General features: G+C 66.8%; 31 protein-coding genes. 1 reads left to right on the forward strand and 30 read right to left on the reverse strand.

Annotated features, from left to right (window positions below):
* Positions 1-441: 441 nt before the first annotated feature.
* Positions 442-642, reverse strand: coding sequence for a hypothetical protein (locus BQ8420_RS14190; protein WP_087099230.1), 201 nt, complete (start codon positions 640-642; stop codon positions 442-444).
* Between the two features lie 43 nt (positions 643-685).
* Here BQ8420_RS14190 and BQ8420_RS14195 point away from each other — a divergent pair, with 43 nt between their 5' ends.
* Positions 686-859: an IS110 family transposase gene (locus BQ8420_RS14195; RefSeq protein WP_143847264.1), complete on the forward strand. Its 174-nt coding sequence runs from the start codon at positions 686-688 to the stop codon at positions 857-859.
* A gap of 63 nt (positions 860-922) precedes the next feature.
* On the opposite strand, the gene BQ8420_RS14200 is transcribed toward BQ8420_RS14195, so the two are convergent.
* The 29 genes from BQ8420_RS14200 to BQ8420_RS14335 form a co-directional block, all read right to left on the reverse strand.
* Positions 923-1,240, reverse strand: a complete 318-nt coding sequence (locus BQ8420_RS14200; RefSeq protein ID WP_087099234.1) for a hypothetical protein — start codon at positions 1,238-1,240, stop codon at positions 923-925.
* 121 nt (positions 1,241-1,361) lie between these two features.
* Positions 1,362-1,931 (reverse strand): hypothetical protein, encoded by a 570-nt coding sequence (locus tag BQ8420_RS14205; protein ID WP_087099236.1) that lies wholly within the window; start codon positions 1,929-1,931, stop codon positions 1,362-1,364.
* Entirely contained in the window at positions 1,924-2,211 is a 288-nt protein-coding gene (locus BQ8420_RS14210; protein WP_087099238.1) for a hypothetical protein, read from the reverse strand. Before BQ8420_RS14210 ends, BQ8420_RS14205 begins: the two co-directional genes overlap by 8 nt.
* A complete protein-coding gene (locus BQ8420_RS14215; RefSeq protein ID WP_087099240.1) occupies positions 2,204-2,455 on the reverse strand; it encodes a hypothetical protein in 252 nt (83 codons plus the stop codon). Before BQ8420_RS14215 ends, BQ8420_RS14210 begins: the two co-directional genes overlap by 8 nt.
* A 370-nt stretch (positions 2,456-2,825) precedes the next feature.
* Positions 2,826-3,503: a hypothetical protein gene (locus tag BQ8420_RS14220; RefSeq protein ID WP_087099242.1), complete on the reverse strand. Its 678-nt coding sequence runs from the start codon at positions 3,501-3,503 to the stop codon at positions 2,826-2,828.
* Between the two features lie 80 nt (positions 3,504-3,583).
* Complete coding sequence (locus BQ8420_RS31915; protein WP_087099244.1) at positions 3,584-3,841, reverse strand: hypothetical protein; 258 nt, start codon at positions 3,839-3,841, stop codon at positions 3,584-3,586.
* Positions 3,842-4,419: 578 nt separating this feature from the next.
* Positions 4,420-4,668 carry a hypothetical protein gene (locus tag BQ8420_RS14230; protein ID WP_087099246.1) on the reverse strand — a complete coding sequence of 83 codons (249 nt, stop codon included), beginning with the start codon at positions 4,666-4,668 and terminating at the stop codon, positions 4,420-4,422.
* Between the two features lie 559 nt (positions 4,669-5,227).
* The gene (locus tag BQ8420_RS14235; protein WP_087099248.1) at positions 5,228-5,647 is read right to left on the reverse strand and encodes a hypothetical protein; all 420 of its coding nucleotides are present in this window, start codon (positions 5,645-5,647) and stop codon (positions 5,228-5,230) included.
* A gap of 167 nt (positions 5,648-5,814) precedes the next feature.
* Positions 5,815-6,030: a hypothetical protein gene (locus BQ8420_RS14240; RefSeq protein ID WP_087099250.1), complete on the reverse strand. Its 216-nt coding sequence runs from the start codon at positions 6,028-6,030 to the stop codon at positions 5,815-5,817.
* Between the two features lie 300 nt (positions 6,031-6,330).
* Positions 6,331-6,564, reverse strand: a complete 234-nt coding sequence (locus BQ8420_RS14245) for a hypothetical protein (RefSeq protein WP_087099252.1) — start codon at positions 6,562-6,564, stop codon at positions 6,331-6,333.
* Positions 6,565-6,654: 90 nt separating this feature from the next.
* Positions 6,655-7,053: a hypothetical protein gene (locus BQ8420_RS14250; protein ID WP_087099254.1), complete on the reverse strand. Its 399-nt coding sequence runs from the start codon at positions 7,051-7,053 to the stop codon at positions 6,655-6,657.
* The gene (locus BQ8420_RS14255) at positions 7,050-7,424 is read right to left on the reverse strand and encodes an HNH endonuclease (protein ID WP_087099256.1); all 375 of its coding nucleotides are present in this window, start codon (positions 7,422-7,424) and stop codon (positions 7,050-7,052) included. Before BQ8420_RS14255 ends, BQ8420_RS14250 begins: the two co-directional genes overlap by 4 nt.
* 315 nt (positions 7,425-7,739) lie before the next feature.
* On the reverse strand, positions 7,740-7,985 hold the full coding sequence (locus BQ8420_RS14260) for a hypothetical protein (protein WP_087099258.1): 246 nt from the start codon (positions 7,983-7,985) through the stop codon (positions 7,740-7,742).
* Positions 7,982-8,284 (reverse strand): hypothetical protein, encoded by a 303-nt coding sequence (locus tag BQ8420_RS14265; RefSeq protein ID WP_087099260.1) that lies wholly within the window; start codon positions 8,282-8,284, stop codon positions 7,982-7,984. The genes BQ8420_RS14260 and BQ8420_RS14265 overlap by 4 nt, the downstream gene beginning before the upstream one ends.
* A gap of 63 nt (positions 8,285-8,347) precedes the next feature.
* Positions 8,348-8,578, reverse strand: a complete 231-nt coding sequence (locus tag BQ8420_RS14270) for a hypothetical protein (protein ID WP_087099262.1) — start codon at positions 8,576-8,578, stop codon at positions 8,348-8,350.
* Positions 8,575-9,069, reverse strand: a complete 495-nt coding sequence (locus BQ8420_RS14275) for a hypothetical protein (protein WP_087099264.1) — start codon at positions 9,067-9,069, stop codon at positions 8,575-8,577. Before BQ8420_RS14275 ends, BQ8420_RS14270 begins: the two co-directional genes overlap by 4 nt.
* Positions 9,066-9,497 (reverse strand): hypothetical protein, encoded by a 432-nt coding sequence (locus tag BQ8420_RS14280; protein WP_087099266.1) that lies wholly within the window; start codon positions 9,495-9,497, stop codon positions 9,066-9,068. The genes BQ8420_RS14275 and BQ8420_RS14280 overlap by 4 nt, the downstream gene beginning before the upstream one ends.
* On the reverse strand, positions 9,490-9,942 hold the full coding sequence (locus BQ8420_RS14285; RefSeq protein WP_087099268.1) for a hypothetical protein: 453 nt from the start codon (positions 9,940-9,942) through the stop codon (positions 9,490-9,492). Before BQ8420_RS14285 ends, BQ8420_RS14280 begins: the two co-directional genes overlap by 8 nt.
* 62 nt (positions 9,943-10,004) lie before the next feature.
* Positions 10,005-10,196 carry a hypothetical protein gene (locus BQ8420_RS14290; RefSeq protein WP_087099270.1) on the reverse strand — a complete coding sequence of 64 codons (192 nt, stop codon included), beginning with the start codon at positions 10,194-10,196 and terminating at the stop codon, positions 10,005-10,007.
* Between the two features lie 135 nt (positions 10,197-10,331).
* Entirely contained in the window at positions 10,332-11,774 is a 1,443-nt protein-coding gene (locus BQ8420_RS31920; RefSeq protein WP_087099272.1) for a hypothetical protein, read from the reverse strand.
* A 15-nt stretch (positions 11,775-11,789) separates the two neighbouring features.
* Positions 11,790-12,191 carry a DUF4314 domain-containing protein gene (locus tag BQ8420_RS31925; protein WP_087099274.1) on the reverse strand — a complete coding sequence of 134 codons (402 nt, stop codon included), beginning with the start codon at positions 12,189-12,191 and terminating at the stop codon, positions 11,790-11,792.
* 61 nt (positions 12,192-12,252) lie between these two features.
* On the reverse strand, positions 12,253-13,356 hold the full coding sequence (locus tag BQ8420_RS14305; RefSeq protein WP_160049311.1) for an AAA family ATPase: 1,104 nt from the start codon (positions 13,354-13,356) through the stop codon (positions 12,253-12,255).
* 303 nt (positions 13,357-13,659) lie between these two features.
* On the reverse strand, positions 13,660-14,373 hold the full coding sequence (locus tag BQ8420_RS14310) for a hypothetical protein (protein ID WP_087099279.1): 714 nt from the start codon (positions 14,371-14,373) through the stop codon (positions 13,660-13,662).
* Positions 14,366-14,584, reverse strand: a complete 219-nt coding sequence (locus tag BQ8420_RS14315) for a hypothetical protein (RefSeq protein WP_087099281.1) — start codon at positions 14,582-14,584, stop codon at positions 14,366-14,368. Before BQ8420_RS14315 ends, BQ8420_RS14310 begins: the two co-directional genes overlap by 8 nt.
* The gene (locus tag BQ8420_RS33040; protein ID WP_255404873.1) at positions 14,581-14,715 is read right to left on the reverse strand and encodes a hypothetical protein; all 135 of its coding nucleotides are present in this window, start codon (positions 14,713-14,715) and stop codon (positions 14,581-14,583) included. Before BQ8420_RS33040 ends, BQ8420_RS14315 begins: the two co-directional genes overlap by 4 nt.
* Positions 14,712-15,146 (reverse strand): hypothetical protein, encoded by a 435-nt coding sequence (locus BQ8420_RS14320; RefSeq protein WP_087099283.1) that lies wholly within the window; start codon positions 15,144-15,146, stop codon positions 14,712-14,714. Before BQ8420_RS14320 ends, BQ8420_RS33040 begins: the two co-directional genes overlap by 4 nt.
* A 595-nt stretch (positions 15,147-15,741) precedes the next feature.
* A complete protein-coding gene (locus tag BQ8420_RS14325; protein WP_087099285.1) occupies positions 15,742-18,504 on the reverse strand; it encodes a UvrD-helicase domain-containing protein in 2,763 nt (920 codons plus the stop codon).
* Between the two features lie 306 nt (positions 18,505-18,810).
* Positions 18,811-19,014 carry a hypothetical protein gene (locus tag BQ8420_RS14330; protein WP_087099287.1) on the reverse strand — a complete coding sequence of 68 codons (204 nt, stop codon included), beginning with the start codon at positions 19,012-19,014 and terminating at the stop codon, positions 18,811-18,813.
* The gene (locus tag BQ8420_RS14335; RefSeq protein WP_087099289.1) at positions 19,011-20,933 is read right to left on the reverse strand and encodes an AAA family ATPase; all 1,923 of its coding nucleotides are present in this window, start codon (positions 20,931-20,933) and stop codon (positions 19,011-19,013) included. The genes BQ8420_RS14330 and BQ8420_RS14335 overlap by 4 nt, the downstream gene beginning before the upstream one ends.
* Positions 20,934-20,970 lie beyond the last annotated feature (37 nt).

A 20,970-nucleotide genomic window follows, 5' to 3' on the forward strand; every position in this document is an offset into this window, starting at 1 on the left:
AAAAGACGATGACGGCCCTCCAAACGCACCGGGCCCCTCGATGCACCCGGCCACGAAGGCCTTGACCGAAGGGACCTAGGCCAGGAGCGGGGCGAGCAAGTCGATGCGCACCACCACGTAGCAGACGCCACGCGGACGCGACGACGATCACGGCGGCCAGCGCAGCCGCTGCTTCAGGCTCCCCTGCCCGACTGCCCGCTCGCATGCCCCTCCCCCGTCGGCGTCGATTTCATCCTCGTGCATCACTCCCCCTTCCATCCATTCAATGATCTACCAAATGGACATTATATAGAAGATGGATCAACCATGGACTCAACGAAGTGCGAATGGTACCGGGGCTTCAGAGCAGTACAACAAGGGCATGGGTGACCACTGGGCAATACCCATCCCTGATCGCCGGGGCCACTGAGATGTGACCGGACAAAGTGATGTAGATGAGTATCAGATGGCCTCGATCTCGTCCGCGGAGAAGTTCAGGCCCTCGGTGTAGACATGGTCGTCGATCACGACGATGTACTCGCCGCGGCCGTTGATGCTGGTGATGGTTCCGAGGGAGCCCGCAGGGATGGCGTGCTCGGGTGGGAAGCTTGGGGCGGAGGTGAGGGTGATGGTGGTGCGGACGCGGTCGTCGGGGTGAAACATATTGGGTGCTCCTCAGGATTCGTAATCCGCGCTGCGGGTGCGGGTGCTGTGGTCCAAGCTGGTCCGCAATGGCCAGGGCGGTATCGAGGTCCTCACCGCCAAGGCCGTCAAAGAAGACGTCCAGGTGCGGTGGGCGGTGGATCTGGCCAACAGCTACGCCGTCCTGCTCCTGGGCGTGCTCGGGGCCGGTCAGGCCTGTGGCGGCTTGACACGGTGATTGAGAATCCGTTCGTTTCGTGGGCCTCGGGCGCGGACGGGTGCGTCCCGGGGCGGGGTGGGTCTACGAGCTTTCGGTGTCGCCGCTCTGAGCGCCGCCAGGGACAGCCGGGTCGAGGTGGTCAGCGACGCGGCGTAGGAGCGCGGCGACTTCGGTGTGCGCGGTGTCGGGGTCGGTCAGGTGGATGACAGCGACCTCCGCGGAGCGGTCTCCGAGGGTAAGGGTGACGCCGAAGGGCATCGGGCGTCCCCCGGCGCGGGTGGTAGTGCGGAAGATCGCAACGGCAAACAGGCTGCGTCGGATCCGGGCGTTCCACACACGGACCAGGCCGGAGAGAGCCAGTGCGATGCCAGCAAGGTTCTTTACGTGGGTGTTGCTCATCGGGTGGTGTTCTGTTCGGTTCCGGGGTGGGTCTCGCCGCGGTGTGGGGTCGTGGTCGTGGCTAGCTGGGCGCGGAGTGCGGCGGTGGCGGAATCGTCGCTCTTCCTGAAGCGCATCAGCTTCAGGGGCGGCTGGCTCGACGGCGGGCGGACTGCCAGGCGATCCACCGGCGGTAGGCGAGCTCCTGGAGGCGGGCGTTCTCGGCGGCCTGTTCGGCGATCTCGGTCTGCGCGTCCGACGGCACTCCGGCGAGGGCGTCTTCCAGGTGGTCGATGGCGTCCTTCCAGCCCTGCCCGTACCAGTAGGGCCCGGTGAGCGCGGTGGGCATCGGGGTCTTCCGGAGCTGGCGGGCGGCCCAGTGCAGGGCATCGGAACGGTCGCCGGTGATGAGGTCGGCGGCTTCGCGGCGAAGGCCCCGTGTCTCCTGGCGGATGGTGTCCCGTTCGTGTCGGGCCTCGGAGACGAGCGCGGACTCCCGGGCGGTCTTGGCCCGCGCGTCGGCCAGCTGGTCTTCCAGGGCCTCGATGCGGCGGCGGATTTTCACGTTCTCGTCGTGCTGTTCGGCGAGGCGGACACAGGCGGCGTCGTAGCGGGCAGCCATGGTCGCGGCGTCGGCGCATTCGGTGTTGACCCGGTCGACGGTGGCGTCGATGAGGGCGATCTCGTCAGGAGTGAGAGCGCGGTCAGCCACGGTCGGTCTCCTCTGTGTGGAGCTTGGCCTTCAACTCGGCTATGCGGGCGTCCCGGTCGTGGAGCTGGCCCTCCAGAATCCCGACCTGGCGGCGGAGGATCACGACCTCGCGGTACAGATCTGCGAAGCGCTCGCACACAGCGTCGTATTTCGCGGCCATGATCGCGGCGTCGGCGCGTTCGGAGCAGACTCGGGCGAGGGTGGGGCCCATGTCGACGATCTGTTCGTCGGTGGCGCCGAGGGCGGCGAGTTTGGCGCCGGTGAGGGTGTGGTCATCCATCGGTACAAGCCTCCTCGGCGGGGTCGTCCGGGGCCGGGGCAGACTCGATCTCGTGGGTGTCGTAATGGGCGGATAGGCCCGTGGGGTCGTCGTCGAGGAGGACGCCGTACCCGTCCAAGAATCCAGGTCGGCGGGGGTAGTGCTCGGTGACGGTGCCCAGGGACCCGGCGGGGGTCTCGTCGTCGGTAGGGAGGGTGCGGACGCGATCGCCGGGCCGGAACGCCGGGGTGGTGGGGTCGCCCATCTCGGTGTGCCTTTCAGAACGGGAAGCTGTTGGGGGGTCGGAGACTGGTTCTCGGTGGTGGGTGTGGTCGAGGTGGTGTCGAGGTGGGCGCCCAGGGGTTGGCAGCATCGGTTGGCGGTGTTCCACTTCTTGGCGGTCGATCCGGGGATCGGGCAACGCCGGGCGAAGGGCCCCGGTAGCGCAGTGCTACCGGGGCCGGGGTCGAGGTTCACAATGATCGATGACACAACACGATCCGTTACGGATCGGTGATACGACCGTTGACCTCGGCGGTCTCATCGAGGACTTAGTCGAGTTGGTACTGCCCTGGCCGATGGTCGGCCACAGGCACAGAATCGTTGGCGGGATTCAGGGCCCCCTTGTCGATGGGTCAGTCGTCGGCGACGGCGTTGACCGGTGAATGCACCCACTGGACTCGTTTGAGACCGTGGGGATCCGGCCCGGTCGGCACGTCGTCCGGGATCTGGCCGGGCTCGAGGACGGGGGTCCAGTCAGCACCGGTCTTCTGCCAGGTGTGCTCGCCAGAGGCGTAGAGGCCGTCGGGCAGCTCGGACAGGGCCGTGGGCCGACCGGGTGCCTCGGTGAGGGCAACGCGCGAGGCGATCTCCATCAGGCGTTCGTACTCGTCGGTGATGTTCTCGGCGAGCTTGAGAGCAGCGGGCAGGCCGGACAGCTCGTAGCGGTCGGCGAAGAAGTACTTGCTGTCCTCGCTGATAGCCAACCAGGTGCCGGAGGTGCCCAGCGCGGTCATGATGTTGACACCATCGATGCTTCTTTCGCCGTCGCAGACGAACTCGAACTCGAGGGCACCCGTCCGGCCCTGGGCGCGGTCGTGGTGGGCGCGCAGGCGCTCGGCGACGGCGCGCGCCTCCGAAGGATCGTTGCCGGTGAAGGCCTCGAACTCGTTGAGCATGTTTTGGGCGCTCGTCGCCGACTCATACGGGTCGTTGGCGGGGTCGAGCAGGATTGTCAGCAGGGTCAGCTGCTCGGCCCCGAGCCCGAGCTCGGAGATGATGCGATGGACGAGTTCGGAATCGGCATCAGCCATGTCATATCTCCTGTTCGGTCCTGGTGAGGTGGTGGAGGTGGCTCCCGGGCACTGCCCCCAGGCGCGACGGTGGCCGGGAGTCAGCGGTCTTGCGTGGGCTGGGTGTAAGGCGGGGTGTTGGCACCCTTCGCCTGGCTGGGCCAGTGGGTGAGAGGTGCGTTGGTGTTGTCGTGCCAGCATTCGCACTGGCTGGTGATGAGGTCGATGTCGATGCGACAGCGACCGCACCAGGGCAGATCCTGGATCGAGGTGTCCATCCACCGCCTTTCGAGGCTGGCCCTCATCCGGTGCGCGATCAGGGAAAGCATCAGGTCACGGGGGGTGGCGAAAGTGCTCACATCGACTCTTTCTTGTGCAGATTGTGCATTTATTCACGGCACAGGCCCGCCCCGGGAATCCTGGACTACTCCTCGCCGGGCTCGGCCAGCTCTTGCAGGCGACCTGTAGCGACGCTGCTCAGACAGCGCACGGGCAGCGATGAACTTGCCCCAGTAGCGCTCACGGCCCTGGCGGGCGCGCTCGTACTTCGCCTCCAACTCCACGTTCTTGGCCGTGGCGCGTGTTGGTTTGGGGTGGGGCGCGCCCCATCGGAGGTCGAGAATTCGCCCGAGGGGCCGGTAGGCACGCCGGGCGGCGGCGAAGTCGGTTTACACCGAGGAAGCGCTCACTTCCCGAATAGCGCCGGTGGCGGGGTAGGAGATCCAGCAGATCAGCGTGCGGTCTCTGCTCTCCTCAACGACGTGGGCCTTGCGGGGGGTGCGCCGGGGAAGTCGCCGGGCAGGTAGCGAACTTCGGGGTGTCGACGTACTTCGAGCACATGGGATCGACCTTTCGTCAGAGAGCGAACCGCATCAGACAAAACCGCAACCAATGTCGGGGCGCGACGGTGGACGCGCCCCGACACCGGGGGAAGCGGTCAACGACCGTGGATACGGTCGTAGAGGTCGGCCAGACGCCCAATGTCGCGGGCGTCGTCGGCACCGATGACAGCGCAGGCCTCGGTCAAGGCTTTGACGCGCTCCATCGCGCTGGTCAATCCCGCCCCCCACCGGGTGGGGTCGGTGTACGGCCAGACCTCACCTTGCTCAGTGAGGATCTCCACGACGACGCCCCACTCCTTGAGGGCCATCTCGATCAGGGCGGCGCGCTCGGCCTTGGTACTCACAAGAATCTCCGTTCGAATGCCGGGGTCTTAGGACTGGGCGGGTCGTGACGAAGTCGGCGTTGTACTCGTTGAGGGTGAATCCGTCGCAGTCGTGCGCGGGGCGGGCTCGAAGGGCGCGATGGTTGATGGAAGGGCTCTGTTCGGGGACCAGCACGACGCGGATGTCGTGTCCGCTGCCGATGGCAGGAGATCGCGCTGACCCGGCCTGCGATGGGCCTGTGGGAACCAACGCGGGCGATGGACCATTCATTGACCGTGACGTTGGCCTTCTCTGCGGCTTAACGTGCCTGTGCGGTGGTGAGCATCGCTCGCACACCCGTGTCGGAGATCGCCAGATCGTGGGGCGCATGGGCCGGTCCTGGTCGCCGCACACCTGGGTGGCCAGCCCGGCGCTGCGTAGACTGCGCAGGGTGTTGGGGTGACTTACTTCCAGGCGTGCGGTGCTTACTTCCAGGCGTGCGGTGGCATCGGCACTGGCCAGTGTGGCGAGCTGGGGGCGCTGAGAGGGGGCATCGTGGTCTATTCGTGTGAGGTCGGGGACGGTCTGACCCCGGAATTTCTAACGTAGATTTTGCTTCTGTTCAGGCGAGGGATGCGCGTGTCCAAGGCCCTCGGTGGCCAGTGAATCGCCCAGGGCGTGGATGTTGTAGTGGCCGGTGAGTTTCGGGCTCAGCATGCGGATCGGGCAGTCGTCGCGGCGAAACCGGTGGACGTGGTTGTCGCTGAGGTCCGCCTGCGAATTGACCTCGCTGTGCTCGTAGCAGGCGTGCTCGGAGATGATGTGGACGATCTCCCATTCCTCGTGGCCGCTGTCACCCCAGGGGTCGCCGAGGATGAGCACGTCGCCCACGCCCATCACTCGCCGAGGGAGGTCGAGGGGGCGCTGCTTCGGCGCGGAGGGCTCGGGCATCCGCGGACCGAATCCGGCCTCGATGAACTCGTAGACGCAGCTGCACACCACGGCTTCGGTGTCGCACATGGGATCCTCTTTGGCTCGGTTTCGCGGGCGGCGTTTCTGCTTCGCCCGCTTTGCAGTGTTTCTTCTGTCGTGGGGTCGGTGTTCTAGGCGCAGAACCGGCAGCGCGGGTTGGACTCCACCGCGCACATGCCGCAGGGGCCGACCAGCTTCCAGCGTTGGTCGGCGTGCTAGGCCTGCCCCAGGGACAGCAGGCCGAGCTCGATCTCGGCCGCGTCCTGGAGGAGATCAGCCAGCTCATCGGTGTGCTCGATCACGTCCTCGACGTAGGTCCGCTTGCCGTAGGCGGCGATCACGCCCCGGGCTCCCACCGCCATGTGCAGGTGATTGTGGGCGCCCAGGACATAAGTCCGCGCGATCAACTTGGCCGCCAGGGCGCGGTCCACCTGCGGGCCAGCACAGCTCCTCCAGGATCTGCTCCAGGGCCCGCAACGGGGTGGTGGCGGAGACCGGGTGCGCGGTGATGGCCTCGTGTGTGGTGGCGTTGGTCCACACGTGCGCGATGCGGTCGGCGGCCGCGCCCACGCGCAGCACGCGCGAGGCGGCGATCTGGCTGTCGCGGAGATAGACGGTGTAGTCAGGCACGGTGTTCTCCTTCGTGACCTGCAGGCGAAGGCAAGCGCGACGGTGGGGGATCGGTGATCGCGGTGGTCCTCGATCGAGTTACGGGGGGCCGGCTGGGCCGATCAGGACGAGATCCAGCCAAGAACCTCGTCGAGAGTGGCGTCGTAGTCCACCTCGACCGCCTCGGCGAGCCCGTCGTCCGGATGCTCGAGGTAGTGGGTCGCTGCGTTGACCAGGAGGTTGAGCGCGTCGATCGTGCCTACATCGGGCAGGCGCGCGGCATCGGTGATGTCCTCGACAGCTCGGTTGAGGGCTGCGGAGATCTGGTGGTGGGTGTACGCAGTGGGCTCGGGCATGTCAGTTCTCCTTGTCGGCGAGAGACGAGCGGAGGGAGGCGTCGAAGCGGTCCCGCAACTCGTGGGTCTGGCCATCAACGACGGCGGTGATCATGACGGGGTGTCGGGGTCACCGATGTGCTCAAGGGCATGACCCAGTGCCTCGGAGTCCTCGAACTCGCGGCGGGGAGCGTTGGTCCCCGAGTCGTCGTCCTGCGGGTCGAGCTCTGTGCGCAGCGCATCGACGAGATCAGGGTTGACGGTCGGACGCAAGACGACGACTCGGGTGTCCTCGATGGGTAACGGCAGGACGGCAACGAGGTCGTGGGAACGCTCGTCGTCGTTGATCATGGTCGTCGAGGCGATGACGTACGTTCCGCCATCGGTGACGTAGGCCTCGGTGGCGTAGTCGAGCTTGCCGGTGATTCGATCCCCTGCAGCGTTAACGATGTGGGTAAATCTCTGAGCTCCGCTCGTTCCGATGAATTGTGAGTCGTCTCCGTTGGTCATGAGTACTTCCTTCTTCGCTGGCGCAGTCGCCACTGGTAGAGGGGCGACGGCATGTGGTTCGACTTGCGGGCGTTGTGCCGCTGGCAGAGAGCGGCCCCGTTGAGGAGCGCGGTCGCTCCTCCCCTGCTCCACGGGACGATGTGGTCGGCTTGGAGCCCGGTCGTCGCCCGGCAGCGCAGCCATAGGGGGTGTTTGTGCTCGCAGCGCCAGCGGGCTCGGGCGAGGAGGGTCCTCTTCTGTTCCCAGGTGAACAGGCGCTGGGGGTCGCGCCACCTGCGACGCCGACCGATCGCGTGGGCGATGACGGCGAGCGGGACGAAGATGAGAAGGATCGCCGTGAGGACGATGAGCGAGTCGGGGCTTGATGCCACGGGCGGCTCCTGGGATCGAGGCGGGCGCCCGTCAAATCGCGGTCAACCGGCGCGCGCTCGGTGACGTGGTCACCGGTTCTCTCCGGCAGGGTGGGGCTTGCAGTGAGCCCCAGGGCTGCTTCGACTTGACCTCCAGCAGGTCCCGAACGAACTGCGCGATGAGGACAACCCTCGGGTGTTATGCCATGACCACCACTCCACCCACTCCGCACGGGCTCAGCCGCGCGGGTGATGGGCGGAGGTCCGTCAGCGAGGCCAGGTCTGAGATGCCCCGACCAACGAGAAGATCTACTCGTGGACGGGGTCAATGGTCCATCAGGACCAGTAGTCGTTCGCGTCCAGCTCCATCTGACGCCGAACCGAGCGCCCGTACATCTCAGCCGTCTCCACGACTTCGGGCTTGGCTCCGCCGAGCGAGTGCCAGCGAATCTTCGCCCCGGGCACTTCCTCGGGCACGGCTTCGGAGATGGCCACCGCGATCAGCGTCTTCAGCTCCTCGGTCTGCCAGCGGTCAGCGGAGGCATCGACGGTGAACACCACCCGGATGCGCTTGGGCTTCACGTGTTCTTCCTGCCCATCTGCCACAGGTGGTAGTTCTCCAGGGCGTTATCCCGCTCGCGGTGAGAGTCGTAAGCGCCGAGGATGACGTCCCCCTCGACGTACCGGGCGTACCCGTAGACGTCGGCCTGCGGGTCGTCGCAGGCCGCCACGATCACGTAGGGCCAGTCGCCCATCTCCTCCCCCTGCCAGTTGGGGATAACCTTCCAGTCGTCGGACAGCTTGCCCATCCAGTCGTAGCCGTCGTCGCAGTACCAGACGTTCGGCAGGCCGGGCAGTCGATCGTTGTCGATCTTCACCATGCTGTGGTGCTCCTCAAGGGGAGGCCCCGACCGCGCGCACGGCGCGACCGGGGCCGGTCGGTATCAGAGTCGGGTGTGGATGGCGCGGACCCGGTACAGACACGCCACCGCCAGAGCGGCGGTCTCGTCGTCCAGCTGGACGGCCAGTTCGCGGTCGGCCATCAGGGAATCGGCCACGGTCGCGAGGTAGGACAGGGGGACGGTGATCTCGATGTCCCCGACCTCGCCGGTCAGTCCTAGGGTCACGGTGCCGTCCACTCCGATGAGGACCTTGGACACCGCCGTGGCCTTCACTTGACGGTCCGCTCGGGCTCGCCGGGCTCGGCGAGGAAGAACCCGGTGTAGAAGCCTTCGAGCTCCTTCTGCGCCGCCCGGTAAAACTCCTGGCTTTCCCCAGGGAAGGACTTGCGGACCTCCATCATGGCCCTGTGGAGCAGGCGTGCCACGTCTCGGTTGACCACGTGGCGCTTGCAGGGCAGGCAGGCCGACCAGCGGCCGTTGTCGTTCGCCTGGTAACCGTTGGCACCCTCGCCCGCGACCACCGTGAAGCGCTTGGTCGTGCGGATGGTCCACCCCCAGTTGGGCGCCGAGCAGAAGTCGCAGCGACACGCCACGTCGGCCGTGTCGGCCGGGGCGGGGACCGGATCGTGGTCCGCGCTGGACCCGTGCGCCCACACCCACGTGCGCTCGCCGTCCGGAGCCGTGAACTCGATGGTGTTGATGAGGTCGCCGCAGACGGAGCACGCCGTCACCAGCCCGGACGTGGAGTTCTCGGTGCCGCTCACTGGTTCTCTTCCTTCGGCTCGGAAAGCTGGTCCTTCTCGGCGAGGTAGCGGTCCCAGATGGAGAGGTCCGTATGCTGGGTCAGCAGAGGCTTGCCCTCGGGGGGCAGGTCGAACGGCCCTTCGCTGGTGAGCCTCCGGTGCTCGGCCGCGATCTCGTCGGTCGCGGCGTTGCGCTCGGCCCGGTCGGTGAACACCCGGCAGGTGATGTCGCCTTTGATGTAGGTGGCCACTGCGTAAACGCCGTTCCGCTGGTCGTTGAGGTGGACGACGATGACCAGCGGCCAATCACCGAGGGCTCGCATGCCGCGTCCCCAGGCGGGGACGGGCTTCCAGCCGAAGCGCAGGTTCTGCATCCACTCGTGTCCGTCACCGAAGACGGTCGGAGGCAGTACAGGGACGTGCAGGTGTGCAGGGGTCAGCTCAGACACGGCGCTCCTCCAGTTCCACACCGGGGACGACCCCGTGAGCGGGGGTGGGGGTCCACTCCAGGTCGCGCCTCACCATCAGTCGCGGGGTCGCGCCAGTGCTGACATCGCCGACCTGGAGGACGGGGTCGGCGGTCGCGGGGATGACCAGGCGCTCCAGGTCGGTGAGGCAGAAGGAGTCCCACAGCGCCGCAGCGTCGGGAGTGGGACGCCAGTATCCGTAGGCCATCCACTTCTGCGTGTCGCGGTCCTGCCAGACCTCGGCCACCCACCAGTCGGTGAGGAGCGCCGAGTAGTGCAGGTGGATGACGGTCTCGGCTTGGGTCAGCTCCTCCTGATCGAACTTGCCGGGGATGTCGGCGAGGTTCGCCGGGAGGAAGTCATGCTCCCGCTCATCGTGCTGCGTCTGGACCGAAGTGGTTTCGCACAGCGGGTTGTTCTCGTACATTGGGACTGCTGCCTTCCTGACTCGTCGGGTGGGACAAGCGCGCCCAGGCCGGGCACGGGTCTCTACTTCGCTCCCGGCCTGGGCGGTCGACACTGACGCCGGTGGTCCTGTTGGGGGATGGGACCGGCGGCGTCAGTGCGTTCCGTGGTCGCCCCTTCGGGCGACGGGTAGTGGTGGTCCAGGGCGTGTAGGACCGCGTCCTCCATGGAGCTGTGGAAGCCGATCTCATCAGCGATGCCGTGCGCGCCGATCATCTAGAACCCGGTACCGCGCAACTGCTGGTCCTGGGAGTAGCGGCCGTCCAGGATCGCCGCGATGACGATGAGCGTGTCGGGGCTCGGTTCCGTGGGCGACTCCTGGGATCGAGGTGAGCGATCGCTGAGGCACCGTCAGTCCTGCACGCGCTCGACGTCGCGGGGCGAGGGCTGCTCGACTGACGCGACCGGGGGCGGCTGCCACAGCCCGAGCCGGTCGAGGATTCGTCGAAGGAGGGTGGTCCTGGTGGCTCCTGAGTGAGCGGGGACGGATGAGGGTCGGGCCAGGGCCTGTTCCTCGCGCTCGGCGCGCACGGCGGCCCAGTAGGCGTGGATCTCTCGGTGGTCGAGGGCTCGTTCGGAGGCGGCCATCTCCCGGTCGATCGCCTGGTCGAGGTGAGCATGGGCGCTCTCGTCGCCGTGTTCCCGGACGAGCTCGGTGAGCTCGTGGACCGTGACGCGCAGCTCCTCGCGGGCCTGGGGCACCGCCATGATCCGCTCGCGCGTATCAAGGGCACCGGCGGCCATCGAGGTCTCGAGCGTTCCATGGTCGAGGATGCTCACGTCGATCACCGGCTGGGCCGGGCGGTTCTGCACCCGGCCCTTACGGACGAGCACGTAAGTGTCATTGACGCCGCGGCACTCGACGTGCTCGTTCCACAGGCGCGTCGTGAGGTCGAGCGCGTAGCAGGCGAACAGGAAGTGAACGCCGTACTCGCGCAGGTCCCACTCCCAGGTGTCGGAGCCGACCTCGTCCTCGTGCTCAGCGAGCCACGTGTGGGCTTCCGGGTCGCTGTCGGCGTGCGACCTGGCGTCGTCGAGGATCTCTTCTCGGCGCTCGGCCGGTGTCAGACGCGGGACCTCGAGGTCGGCGAGCTCCCTGTAGTCGTGCTCTTCGATCAGGGCGTTGAAGGCCTCGTCGTCGATCCCGTCGACGCTCCAGAGGGCGGACAGGGCGGACAGGGTGGAGCGGGCCGCCTCGTGGTGCCCCTGTCGCAGCGTCGAGCCTTGAACCTTGGTCGTACGACGCCCGTCGAGGGCGGCCCAGCTCTCCTCGGCGGCCCAGTGTGCTTCGAAGAGCTGCGCTCGCGCATCCTTGTCGAGGCCGCGCAGCTCGTGAATGTGCGTCAGCAGCGCGATCTGGCGGTCGCGGAACTCTCCGGCCTCGGTGCCGATCTCGTCGTGCTCCTCAAGGTGCTCACGCACCTGCTGGAGGAACGAGTCGGGGTCGTACGTCTTGACGTCGACGAGATCGCGGCCCTGGATCTTTTCCGCCCAGTAGCCCACGTCGATCGATGGCGCGCCGTCGGTGTAGTGGCTCTCGCTCTTGCCTGCGTGTGAAAAGAACGCCAGCATGTCGGGCTCGCGGGCGAAGACGTGGCCGCTGGCGATGTCGCCGGAGGTGGCCAGGTGTCCCGGCCAGGTCGTGACGTCCCAGGACCACATCCGGGTACCGGGGCCTTGGACGCGTAGGTGTCGATACAGCCCGTCGTCATGGAGGACGTGGAGCTCGTGGTGCTCGGTGTTCCTGCGGAAGTCGGCATAGGCCCGGGCGTAGGGGTCGACGGGGCGTGGCATGAAGCATCCGCTCTTTCAGTGGAGGGTCGGGCAGCCCGAGTTGTGGGGCTGCTTCCAGTCCGCGCCGCAGTGCGGGCAGTGGTCGTAGCCGACGCCGTAGGGCGTGGCGTCGACACCGGTGCCGCGGCAGTCCGGGCAGGTCTCGCCGTCGGGCGATGAGCTTCCGGCCCAGCCGCGCTCGGACCGGCCCGTGCCCTTGCAGTTGAGGCAGTTCAGGCGGTCGTCGACGATCTCGTAGGGGTCGGTGGTGAGCAGGATCAGGCCCCGGTCGGAGTCCCAGTCGACGTGGATCTGGCCGACGTCGGTATGGACGGAGAGAACCGTGCCGACAGTGCCGACCGGCAGCGAGCTCGGGTCCTCAGGGATGGTGCCGGTGAGGCGGACGCGATCGCCGGGTCGCGGAAGTTTCGGAGACACCGGTCTTCCTGTTGTGAGTGGCGTGAGCAGGCAGGGACTGGGCGAGTTGGGTGACTGCACGCTAGAAGTCGATCGAATGCTTCGGCGGCCGTTGGAGCAGCACCGACGCGCCCGAGAGGTCCGGCTCCTTGTCGTCCTCTCCCGCCTCGACGCGCTCCTTGTTGGTCCGCGTGTCGATGAGCTCGAAGGCACCGGCGGGCAGTGCGTAACCGTCTGGGGTGGGGAGGGCATCGCGCATCCGCAGGCGCAGCTCGAGGTCCAAGTGCCAGCTCTCGATCGACTGCAGTGCGTCGGGGGCGAAGAGGTCGAGCTCGCCGTCGATCTCGTCGGTGTCGCCGTCGGGCCAGGAGATGACCGCGTGGACGGGATCGTGGCCCCGACGGCTGGTGCGCTTGATGTTGAGGTCACCGATGATCGCGGCGAAGTCCTCCCCCAGTCCCAGCTCGAAGGCGATGGCGCGCAGGTGGTCGAAGTTGAGGTCGATCTTGCGCGAGAACTCGACGACTGCGGAGACCTCCGCCTCGGTGATCCCGGGCACCTGGTCGCGCAGGTATTCGGCGACGGTCTCGGGCCCCGGGTAGGCGAAGCGCATGTGGTAGTGGAACCGGCCCGGGCGGTTGAGCATGTAGTCGCTCGTGCGGTCGAGCGAGTTGACAGAGAGGACGTAGAGGCGCTTCGTCGTCGAGAGGCCGTCGAAGAGCGAGAGGAACTGGTTCTGCGGGGCCTCGTCGTCATCGCCCGGCGCGAAGACCTTCTCGAACTCGTCGAAGACGACGAGGCACTCGCCGAGCTCGTCGAGGAAGGAGGCAAGGCCGGGCGTCGAGTGTTGGACGAGGACCGTCGGCAGCTCGTGCTCCTCGCGCATCTTTTCGGCGAGCATGCGGATCATCAGCGACTTCCCCATGCCCTTGTCGCCGGAGAGAATGACGCCGAGCGAGCGGTCCATCGCGGCGTAGCCGGTGGCGATCCGGCCCACGCGCGTGGCATGGCCGCCGTAGACGGCCTCCTCTCCCGGGGACAGGGGATTGGTCTCGTGGAGGCTGTAGCCGGTCATCTTCGAGAATCGGATCGTGTACGTCGCGACGGGGAGCCGGTCGAAGGTCTGGACCGAGTCGTCGTACAGGCGCAACGCACCGCCGGAGGAGACGATCGTGGTGGCGGGCATGCGTACTCGCTTTCGCAGGAGGGTGTAGGTGGTCGGAGGGACGCACCGGCATGAGGCGGCTGACAGGCCGGTACATGCCGTCGGGTTCGCCGAGGTCGAAGTCAGTGTTCGTCGTGACCGCCGGCAAGAGCAGGGGCGGGCCATTCGTGGGCGGCGGTACCGACGTTGGGCGGCCACGGGTCCCCGATCTCGAACGGGCCGATCCGGCGCTGCAAGGAGCAAGGGCGTTGCTGGCGGTGTCGGCCTTCTTGGTGGTGTGGGGTGGCCGCCCCGCAGGACGGGCGGGGCGGCCGGGGTGGATGGTCAAGTGACCCGCTTGGGTCCGCACCCGCCTTCGTGGGCGACGCGGCGGGCGCAGGTGTAGGTGGTGCCGTCGAAGCGGTCGATGGTGGCTCCGCAGTACCGGTGCTCCTCCTCGGCGAACCCGCCTCCGGCCACTTGAGCGCGGGGCGCTCCGGCGGACTGGGTGCGCTCACTCTCGGCGATCTCCAGGGCGTCGAGGCGGGAACTGAACGCCCTCTCGACGTGCCGCATGTCGCGTTCGAGCTGGGACATCCGGCAGGCCAGGCAACCGAGATCGGTGCACACGGTCGGGTCGTGGCAGTCGGCACCCTCGTAGTCGGTGACCGGTCGCGCGGTGCCGTTGAGCTGGGCGAGGGTGCGCAGGCACTCAAGGCACGTCACCTCGTCGATGAGCGCGGCGACGGTGACGTCGTGGTGGCCGCGTCCGCAGGGGGTGATGCCCTCGGGAGTGGCGACGTGGACCTCGGTGGGCTGCTCACTAGCGGGCTGTGAGTAACCCGAGTGAGCAACCTCGGCGGTGTCGCCGCCGTTGGGGAGCAGCGGCAGGGCGCGGATCGTCTGAGGGAGCGGGCTGAATATGCTGCCCAGCGGGTTGGCCTGGACCACGGCGTCGGCGGCCCGCTCGCGCATGGACCAGGCGGCGTTCTTCTCAGGTGTCCAGTGCGCGGACGGCTCGCCGTGCTCAGCGCGGTCGGTGTACCGGTATTCAGCCACGGTCGGTCTCCTCGGCGGTGCGGTGGTGGGCGCCACGGGCGGCGGCGATGATGTCGTCGGCCCCGACCGTCAGCCGGGCCACGAGTTCACGTTCGGCGGCCAGGTCGACACGGACACCCCGAGCGCGGTAGCCGATAAGGCCGGAACCGAGGACGGCAATACCGAGGGAGCAGGGCATGGCGGCGAAGGCAAGGTCAGCGAACGCGGTCACAGGTCCCTCCCCTGCGTGTCGGGATGGGCGGCGGCGTCCCGTTCGGCGCCGAGCACGACCCACAGGGCGAACAGGGCGACCGCGCCGAGGATGAGCAGCGCCACGACGACGCTGAAGATGGCGGGGATCACGCGGCGTTCCCTTCGAGGAGAACCCTCAGGCCCACGCCGGTCAGGGTGGCGCCGTCGACGTCGTCGTCGAGCTCCTGGGCGGCGCACTTGAGACGCTCCGCGAGAGCATGTTCGGGACTAGCGAAGGCGATGACCGTGACGGAGATGCCCTCGTAGGAGTCCCTGGTCACGAGGTACTCGTCACGGCCGGTCAAGCAGGTGGAGACCACAGGCCCGGTGCCGATGACGCGCTGCCACGTGACCATGGCCGGGCGGCGGTCCTCTTGGGCACCGAACAGCTCACCGGCCAGGGTGCGGCCGTCGGGGGCGAGCTCCCAGAGTGCGGCGGGCGCGTCCTCCTGGATGAGGGCCAGGAGCACGGTCGCGGTGGTCACCTGGTCGAACGTGCGCTGTGGGGTGCGGAGGGATCGGGGGTCTGTAGGATCGAACATGCGAGAACTTCGGTTTCTCGTCACGTCTCCGACCGGGTCACGACCGGTGCGGGGACTCTTCTATGTGTGGCGCGGCGCGGCGTGCGGCCTGCTCGGCGCGGTAGGCGTCCCACCGCTTCTTCGCCAGGCCGCGCATGTGGGTGCGGTAGGCGGGTAGGCGCGGTAGGCGCGGTAGGCGTGCTCGGCGGCCGCCTGGTCAGGCGGGGATATGACGCCGTCGGGGTCGTCCTGGGTCTCCCAGCGGGCGTGGACATGTAGACGTTCACGCTCCACTACGGCAGAGCTTGACCACGGAATTGAAGGCGTTGTCGGAGCGATTCGCACGTGCGAATCGGTTCAGGAGCATGTGGTCTTGAAGGCCAAGACTCCCCCGTCCAAGCAGGTCGACCACAACGTCGAGCGCGGCAAACAACCTGTCGGCCGACAGCGGGTAGTGGTCGTGGAAAGACGATCCCGCCCCGGTCTACGACGAGGAGGTCATGGGCGGTCTGGGGTCCGTCCCGTGGGGGTAAGCGACCAGAAGAAGAGGTGGGCTGCCCGTCGCCGCCAGAGGGGATCTCCTTCGGCGGCGACGGGGCCTGCCAGTGCCGCGGGGTCAGACGGCCTGCGGCACGGGCGCCTCGGCGGTCTCCTCGTCGTCGACGAGGTCAGGGTCGATGCCCAGTGCCAGGGCGCGAGCGCGCTTCTCGCGCTCGGTGGCCTCGGCTTCCCGCTCCACGAGCAGGTTGCCGATCGCCTCGTGAGTCGACACGATCACGGGCTTGTCCGTAGTGCCGTAGGACAGGACGTACTGGGTCTTCTTCGCCCGGGTGAAGGCGACGTAGTAGAGCCGGCGCACGTCCTGGGCCATCGCCTTGTCGTCCTTGTGCAAAATCACGGCGTTGTCGAATTCGAGCCCCTTGACGCCGTGGATCGTCGAGACGACCAGGTCCGCCTTCTCGCCGAGGTTCTTCTCCTTGCGCGCCCGGTTGCGGGCCTCCGTCAGCGACTTCTTGACCGCGTTCTGGGCGATCTCGAAGGCCAGGAGGTTGTCGCGCAGGCGGGTGAAGAACTCGGTGGACGGCATGGAGCCCTGGTGGACCAGGTTGACCCAAGCGTTAGTGGTGTTGGCGTTCTCCAGCCACCATTTGGAGACGAACTCGAGCACGGCACGTTCGACCTTCGGGTTGCCGGTGTTCTTCGTCAACTTCTCCATGTTGTCCCGAATGCCCTGGGTGACGACGAACGTGGCGTTGTTCGGCGGCACCTGCAGGACATCGTTCCAGAAGAACTTGATGTACTTGGAGAAGATGTCGGTGGCGAAGACGCGCTCGGACACCAGTGAGGCGACGTGCCTGTCCGGGTACTTCGACTCGAGCATCCTCTGCATGAGCGCGACCTCCCGACGGGAGAACGCCAGGAAGACGACCTGCTCGCCGCGGGCCAGGCAAGGATCGACGTACTGCGGCAGCACCCGGTTGGCCAGGAGCGGGCTGAGCTCGTTGGAGAGGAACCCGCGCATCTGGGGCAGGTGCACGTAGTCGAGCCTGACCTTCTCCTCGAACGAGGCTTTGGTCGGTTCCTCCAGTGAGTTCGCCCGTAGCTGGATCTGTGCGAGCTGGTTGGTCTCCAGCTCGCTGAGGACGACGTTGGCGAAGTCCAGGATCTCTTGGTTGCTCCGGTAGTTCGTCGTCAGCTCGTGGGTGGCGAACACGCCCGAGCCTTCGAGCGTGTTCAGCGCCCGGGGGTTGGCCGATCGGAACTCGAACAGGGTCTGGCTCGCGTCGCCAACGATGTACAGCGACTGAAGGTGCTTGGCCACGTACTTGAGCATGTAGATGAACTCGAAGACCGAGTTGTCCTGGACCTCGTCGATGATGAGGTGGCGGCAGACCACGTGGGCGGGCTCAGCCATCTCGTCGATGCGCTGGTAGCAGATGATGATCTCCAGCTCCAACGAGGTCTGCCCGATGGCGTCGAGCATGGCCATGACCCGGTCGTAGTGACCTTCGACGAAAGTGTTGAGCGAGGTCGCTGCCCCGATCTTGTTCTTGTCCACGTCGAGCAGGCGCGCGCGGAAGTCTGCGGCGACCTGGTCGGTGGGGAAGAAGATCTCGAGCGAGTTGATGATGGTGTCGATGCTCGAGATGTCGTGGCCGGAGTGGTTGAGCTGGTAGATGTCGTTGATCATCGCCGCGATGGTCATCGATCCCACGTCGGGATTGCGCTCTTTGATGTTGTCGGCGGCGGCGTTGGTGAACGACAGAACCGTGATGTCGCCCGGGTTCACACCGCAGCCGACGAGGTGGGCGATGCGCTCGATGATCGTCGAAGACTTGCCGGTGCCCGCGCCGGCGCGCACCATCACCAGCGGTTCGGTGGTCGAGACGCAGGCGACCTGCTGCGGTGACAGGTACTCCGGTAGAGCCGGGGGTGGATCGGGCGGGACCAGGCGCGCCAGCTGCGGCTTGATCGTGTCGAGTCCGGCCAGGGTGTGGTTCATCAGCAGGTTGAGGTTTTGCTTGGCCAGGACCTGGGCGACGTCGGAGGCGAAGGCCGCGGTCAGCGCCCGGTGGATGCGGCCGTAGGCCTCCAACGGCACGCTGTAGTTCTCGAGGTAGCGCAGCTGGATGGCCAGCGCGTTGAGCACATCCTTGTCCGGGTAGGCGACGTCGGCGATGTAGGCGTCGACTTCGGCGGCGATGGCCTCCGAGGACCAGGTCTCGGCCAAGCGCACGATCCGGTCGTGGATCGGGTACTCGTTCATCCACGCCTCGAGGGCGTTGAGGTTCGTCGCGGCGATGCCCAGACGGCCCAGCGCCAGGGAGATCGCGCCAGCGGCCGTCTCCATCGGACTGGTGTCCCAGTCGAGGATCACCGCGGCGTCGATGATGGCGAGGTTGGTGTCCTCGGTCAGGCGCACGACGCGCTCGGGCTCGATCATGCCGATGCGCATGAGCACGAGCTCGGTGCGGTATTGGATGATCAGCTCGTGCTTGGTCGGCTTGGAGGACTTGTCCTCGCGCAACACCAGTGCCTGGGGGGTCATGTCGAACACGGCCTCCCAGTCATCGGAGTCGGTCTCGACAACGAAACGCTCGTCGACGGCGGGCGTCGGCAGCGTCGCGGTGGGCAGGGTTTCGAACGCACGGCGGGTGATGCCAGCCAGCGGCACGGTCACGGTCGTGATGTCGTGCTGGGTGATCGTGGTCTTGAGCTCGATCCGGGCAGGGGTCTTGACACTGGTCGTGTCGACGGGGCGCAGCTCCTGATTGAGGCGGCCGGTCTTTTTGCCCGAGCCGTTGAGCTTGGAGCTGAAGAACTTCGCGTCGACCTTCTTGGCCTTCGTCGGGTCGAGGTCGTCGAGCAGCAGAGGCATGGGTGCCGTCCTTAGGTGAACGCAGCGGGCAGGCCGGAGAGGGATGACCAAAGAAAAAGATGATTGAACTCATCATTTTAATGATGCCATTAATGCACAAAGAAAGGCATCAGATAAATCAGAAGAGAAGGGCGAGTGGCGAGAAAGAGCACGTCAGGGGCAGAGCCCAGGCCGCCTGGCAGCCTGGGCTCTGCTCCTCTCCACCCACCCGCAGGGGCCGTGAGGCCCCTGTCAGGCCCGTGCACACCCGAGCGCGCGGGAGACCACGCGGATCCGCCTTACCCTCCGGAGAACGGATCGGCGGCGTCAGTCGCGGCGGTCGACGAGGACGAACTCCTCGGGGATCGCCTTGGCGATGCGGCCCGAGGCGTCGGTGCGCAGCAGGCCGAGCATGCGGCCCAGCTCGTGGCAGTCATCGCAGTGGACGCCGGCGTGCACACTCCGGTGCCCGGTGTCGGCGATCTGCTCGGCCCTGTCCTCGGACTTGACGGTGGAGATAGCCGTGATCACTTGCGTTGGTCGACCGTGCGGGCGATCGCCGCGCTGGTCTGGGTGTTCGTAGCCTGGGCTGCCATGAGCCGGTCCTCGATCCAGGACCGGACCGCCTTGTTGGCGGGCCGGGCTCCCTGGGAATCGACGTAGGCGGTCTCGGCCAGGGCCCGCAGCTCATCGTCGGGCATCGCAGTAGGCAGGGCCTGGGCGAGCCTTGGCTTGGCGTCGACGATCCGCGCCGCTTGGCTCTCGTAGTCGGCAGCCATGATTTGCCGGAACACGACCTTGTCGATCTGGTTGAAGCCCACGATCAGCGAGAACCGCCCCAGCAGTTCGGGCTCGAAGTGCTTGGCGAGCTCTGTGTTCAGGTTCTGCTGCGAGACGACTCTGGGGCCTGAGATGAAGCCGATCGAGCTGCTGCTGAGAGCTTCGCGGGCCGCATTGGTCGTGACGATGACGACGGCCTTGGAGAAGTCGAGCAGCTTCCCGTGCGCATTGCGGATGTAGCCCTCGTCGAACGCCGAGAGGAACAGTCGCTGCACAGCCATGTCGGCCTTCTCGAACTCGTCGAGCAGGACGACGCGGTGTGGGTTGGACTCGAGCGTGTCGAAGGGCAGCTCCTGGTTGGAGTCGGACCCGATGTAACCCGGAGGCGCTCCGATGATCTTCGCGGTCGAGGACGGGGTGTGGTACTCCGTCATGTTGAGCACGATCGGCTCCTGGCCGGTCATCTGTTCGGCGAGGATCTTCGCGGTCTCGGTCTTGCCCGAGCCTGAAGTGCCAGCGAACATGCATGTGAGTGGGGTCTTCGTCGGGAACAGCCCGAGCTCCTCGCGCGCAATGCGGTCGGCGACCTTCTCCAGGACCTCGTCCTGGCCCTGGAGCCGATCGAGCAGCGTCGTGCGCAGCGTCGCGGCGTCGAAGTCCGGGCGTTGGGCGTTGCCTGTCATCAGTGACTTGGCGACGTCGAGGACGCGCGTGACTGTCAGCGGCACCTGGGGAATCGACCGCAGGGTCGCCGCCAAGGCCTGGTCGCCAGCGGCCTCGGCCTGGGTGATGAGCTTCTTCTGCTCCAATACGCGGTCGGCCATCGAACGGTCGAGCAGCGTGATGGCGCTGTCGGGCCGGTGGGCGCTGGCCTTCGAGTTCGCCTCGGCGATCTTGACCGTCTCGGCCAGCACGTCGTCGGAGACTCCGATCTGGTGGCGGTAGTGCGCCATCAGGCCGGGCCGGACGGTGCCCAGGACCGCGAGCGTCTGCTCGACGGTCAACTCGTCGACGATGAGCTGGGTGAAGCGGCGGGCGAAGGCCGGGTCCTCGTCGAAGGCGCGCGACTCGTTCGAGGTGGTCGCGCCGATGACGCTCATCTGCCCGCGGGCCAGCGCCGGCTTGAGGATCTGGCTGATCTTGCGGTTGGTCGGCTCGCTGTGTGAACTCGATCCGCCGGTGATCTGGTGGATCTCGTCGATGAACAGGAGAGCCTTGTTCTTGGGGTCCGAGGCGAAGTCGACGACGGCCTGGACCTTCTCCTCCAGCTGACCGACTATGCCGGAGCCGGCGACGAGGTTGGTCACCGGCAGCTCGTAGACCGTACAGTCCTTGAGCAGGTCCGGGATGAGCGAGTCGTCGAGGGCGATGCGGCGGGCGATATCCTCGACGATCTTGGTCTTGCCGACGCCGGCTAGGCCCTTGAGTAGGACGTTGGGCTTGTTCTTGCTGATGAGGGTGGCCAGCGTCTGCTCGATGAGCGTGTCACGGAAGAGCGTCGGGGCGGCGTTCTTGAATTTTTCGTTGTAGTCGACGAGCAGCTCCTTGACGGCGTCCTCGCTCTGGCCGCTCGGGGCAAAAGGGCCGCCCATGCCGACGCCGATGCCTCCGGTCGGTGGGCCGCTGCTGCTCGCGTCGTCGTTGCCCTGGGTGAAGTTGGACAGTCCCATGGCGAGGCCTCCTTCGATGGATGCCGGGTCGACGCGA

This window comes from Nocardiopsis sp. JB363, assembly GCF_900143625.1.
GTDB lineage: Bacteria > Actinomycetota > Actinomycetes > Streptosporangiales > Streptosporangiaceae > Nocardiopsis.

Excerpts from the sequence above, each read along its gene's own strand:
- BQ8420_RS14190 (WP_087099230.1), bottom strand. The coding sequence starts at position 642 with ATGTTTCACCCCGACGACCGCGTCCGCACCACCATCACCCTCACCTCC.
- BQ8420_RS14200 (WP_087099234.1), bottom strand. The coding sequence starts at position 1,240 with ATGAGCAACACCCACGTAAAGAACCTTGCTGGCATCGCACTGGCTCTC.
- BQ8420_RS14210 (WP_087099238.1), bottom strand. The coding sequence starts at position 2,211 with ATGGATGACCACACCCTCACCGGCGCCAAACTCGCCGCCCTCGGCGCC.
- BQ8420_RS14215 (WP_087099240.1), bottom strand. The coding sequence starts at position 2,455 with ATGGGCGACCCCACCACCCCGGCGTTCCGGCCCGGCGATCGCGTCCGC.
- BQ8420_RS14220 (WP_087099242.1), bottom strand. The coding sequence starts at position 3,503 with ATGGCTGATGCCGATTCCGAACTCGTCCATCGCATCATCTCCGAGCTC.
- BQ8420_RS14235 (WP_087099248.1), bottom strand. The coding sequence starts at position 5,647 with ATGTGCGACACCGAAGCCGTGGTGTGCAGCTGCGTCTACGAGTTCATC.
- BQ8420_RS14245 (WP_087099252.1), bottom strand. The coding sequence starts at position 6,564 with ATGCCCGAGCCCACTGCGTACACCCACCACCAGATCTCCGCAGCCCTC.
- BQ8420_RS14250 (WP_087099254.1), bottom strand. The coding sequence starts at position 7,053 with ATGACCAACGGAGACGACTCACAATTCATCGGAACGAGCGGAGCTCAG.
- BQ8420_RS14265 (WP_087099260.1), bottom strand. The coding sequence starts at position 8,284 with ATGGTGAAGATCGACAACGATCGACTGCCCGGCCTGCCGAACGTCTGG.
- BQ8420_RS14285 (WP_087099268.1), bottom strand. The coding sequence starts at position 9,942 with ATGTACGAGAACAACCCGCTGTGCGAAACCACTTCGGTCCAGACGCAG.
- BQ8420_RS14290 (WP_087099270.1), bottom strand. The coding sequence starts at position 10,196 with ATGATCGGCGCGCACGGCATCGCTGATGAGATCGGCTTCCACAGCTCC.
- BQ8420_RS31920 (WP_087099272.1), bottom strand. The coding sequence starts at position 11,774 with ATGCCACGCCCCGTCGACCCCTACGCCCGGGCCTATGCCGACTTCCGC.
- BQ8420_RS14305 (WP_160049311.1), bottom strand. The coding sequence starts at position 13,356 with ATGCCCGCCACCACGATCGTCTCCTCCGGCGGTGCGTTGCGCCTGTAC.
- BQ8420_RS14320 (WP_087099283.1), bottom strand. The coding sequence starts at position 15,146 with ATGTTCGATCCTACAGACCCCCGATCCCTCCGCACCCCACAGCGCACG.
- BQ8420_RS14325 (WP_087099285.1), bottom strand. The coding sequence starts at position 18,504 with ATGCCTCTGCTGCTCGACGACCTCGACCCGACGAAGGCCAAGAAGGTC.
- BQ8420_RS14335 (WP_087099289.1), bottom strand. The coding sequence starts at position 20,933 with ATGGGACTGTCCAACTTCACCCAGGGCAACGACGACGCGAGCAGCAGC.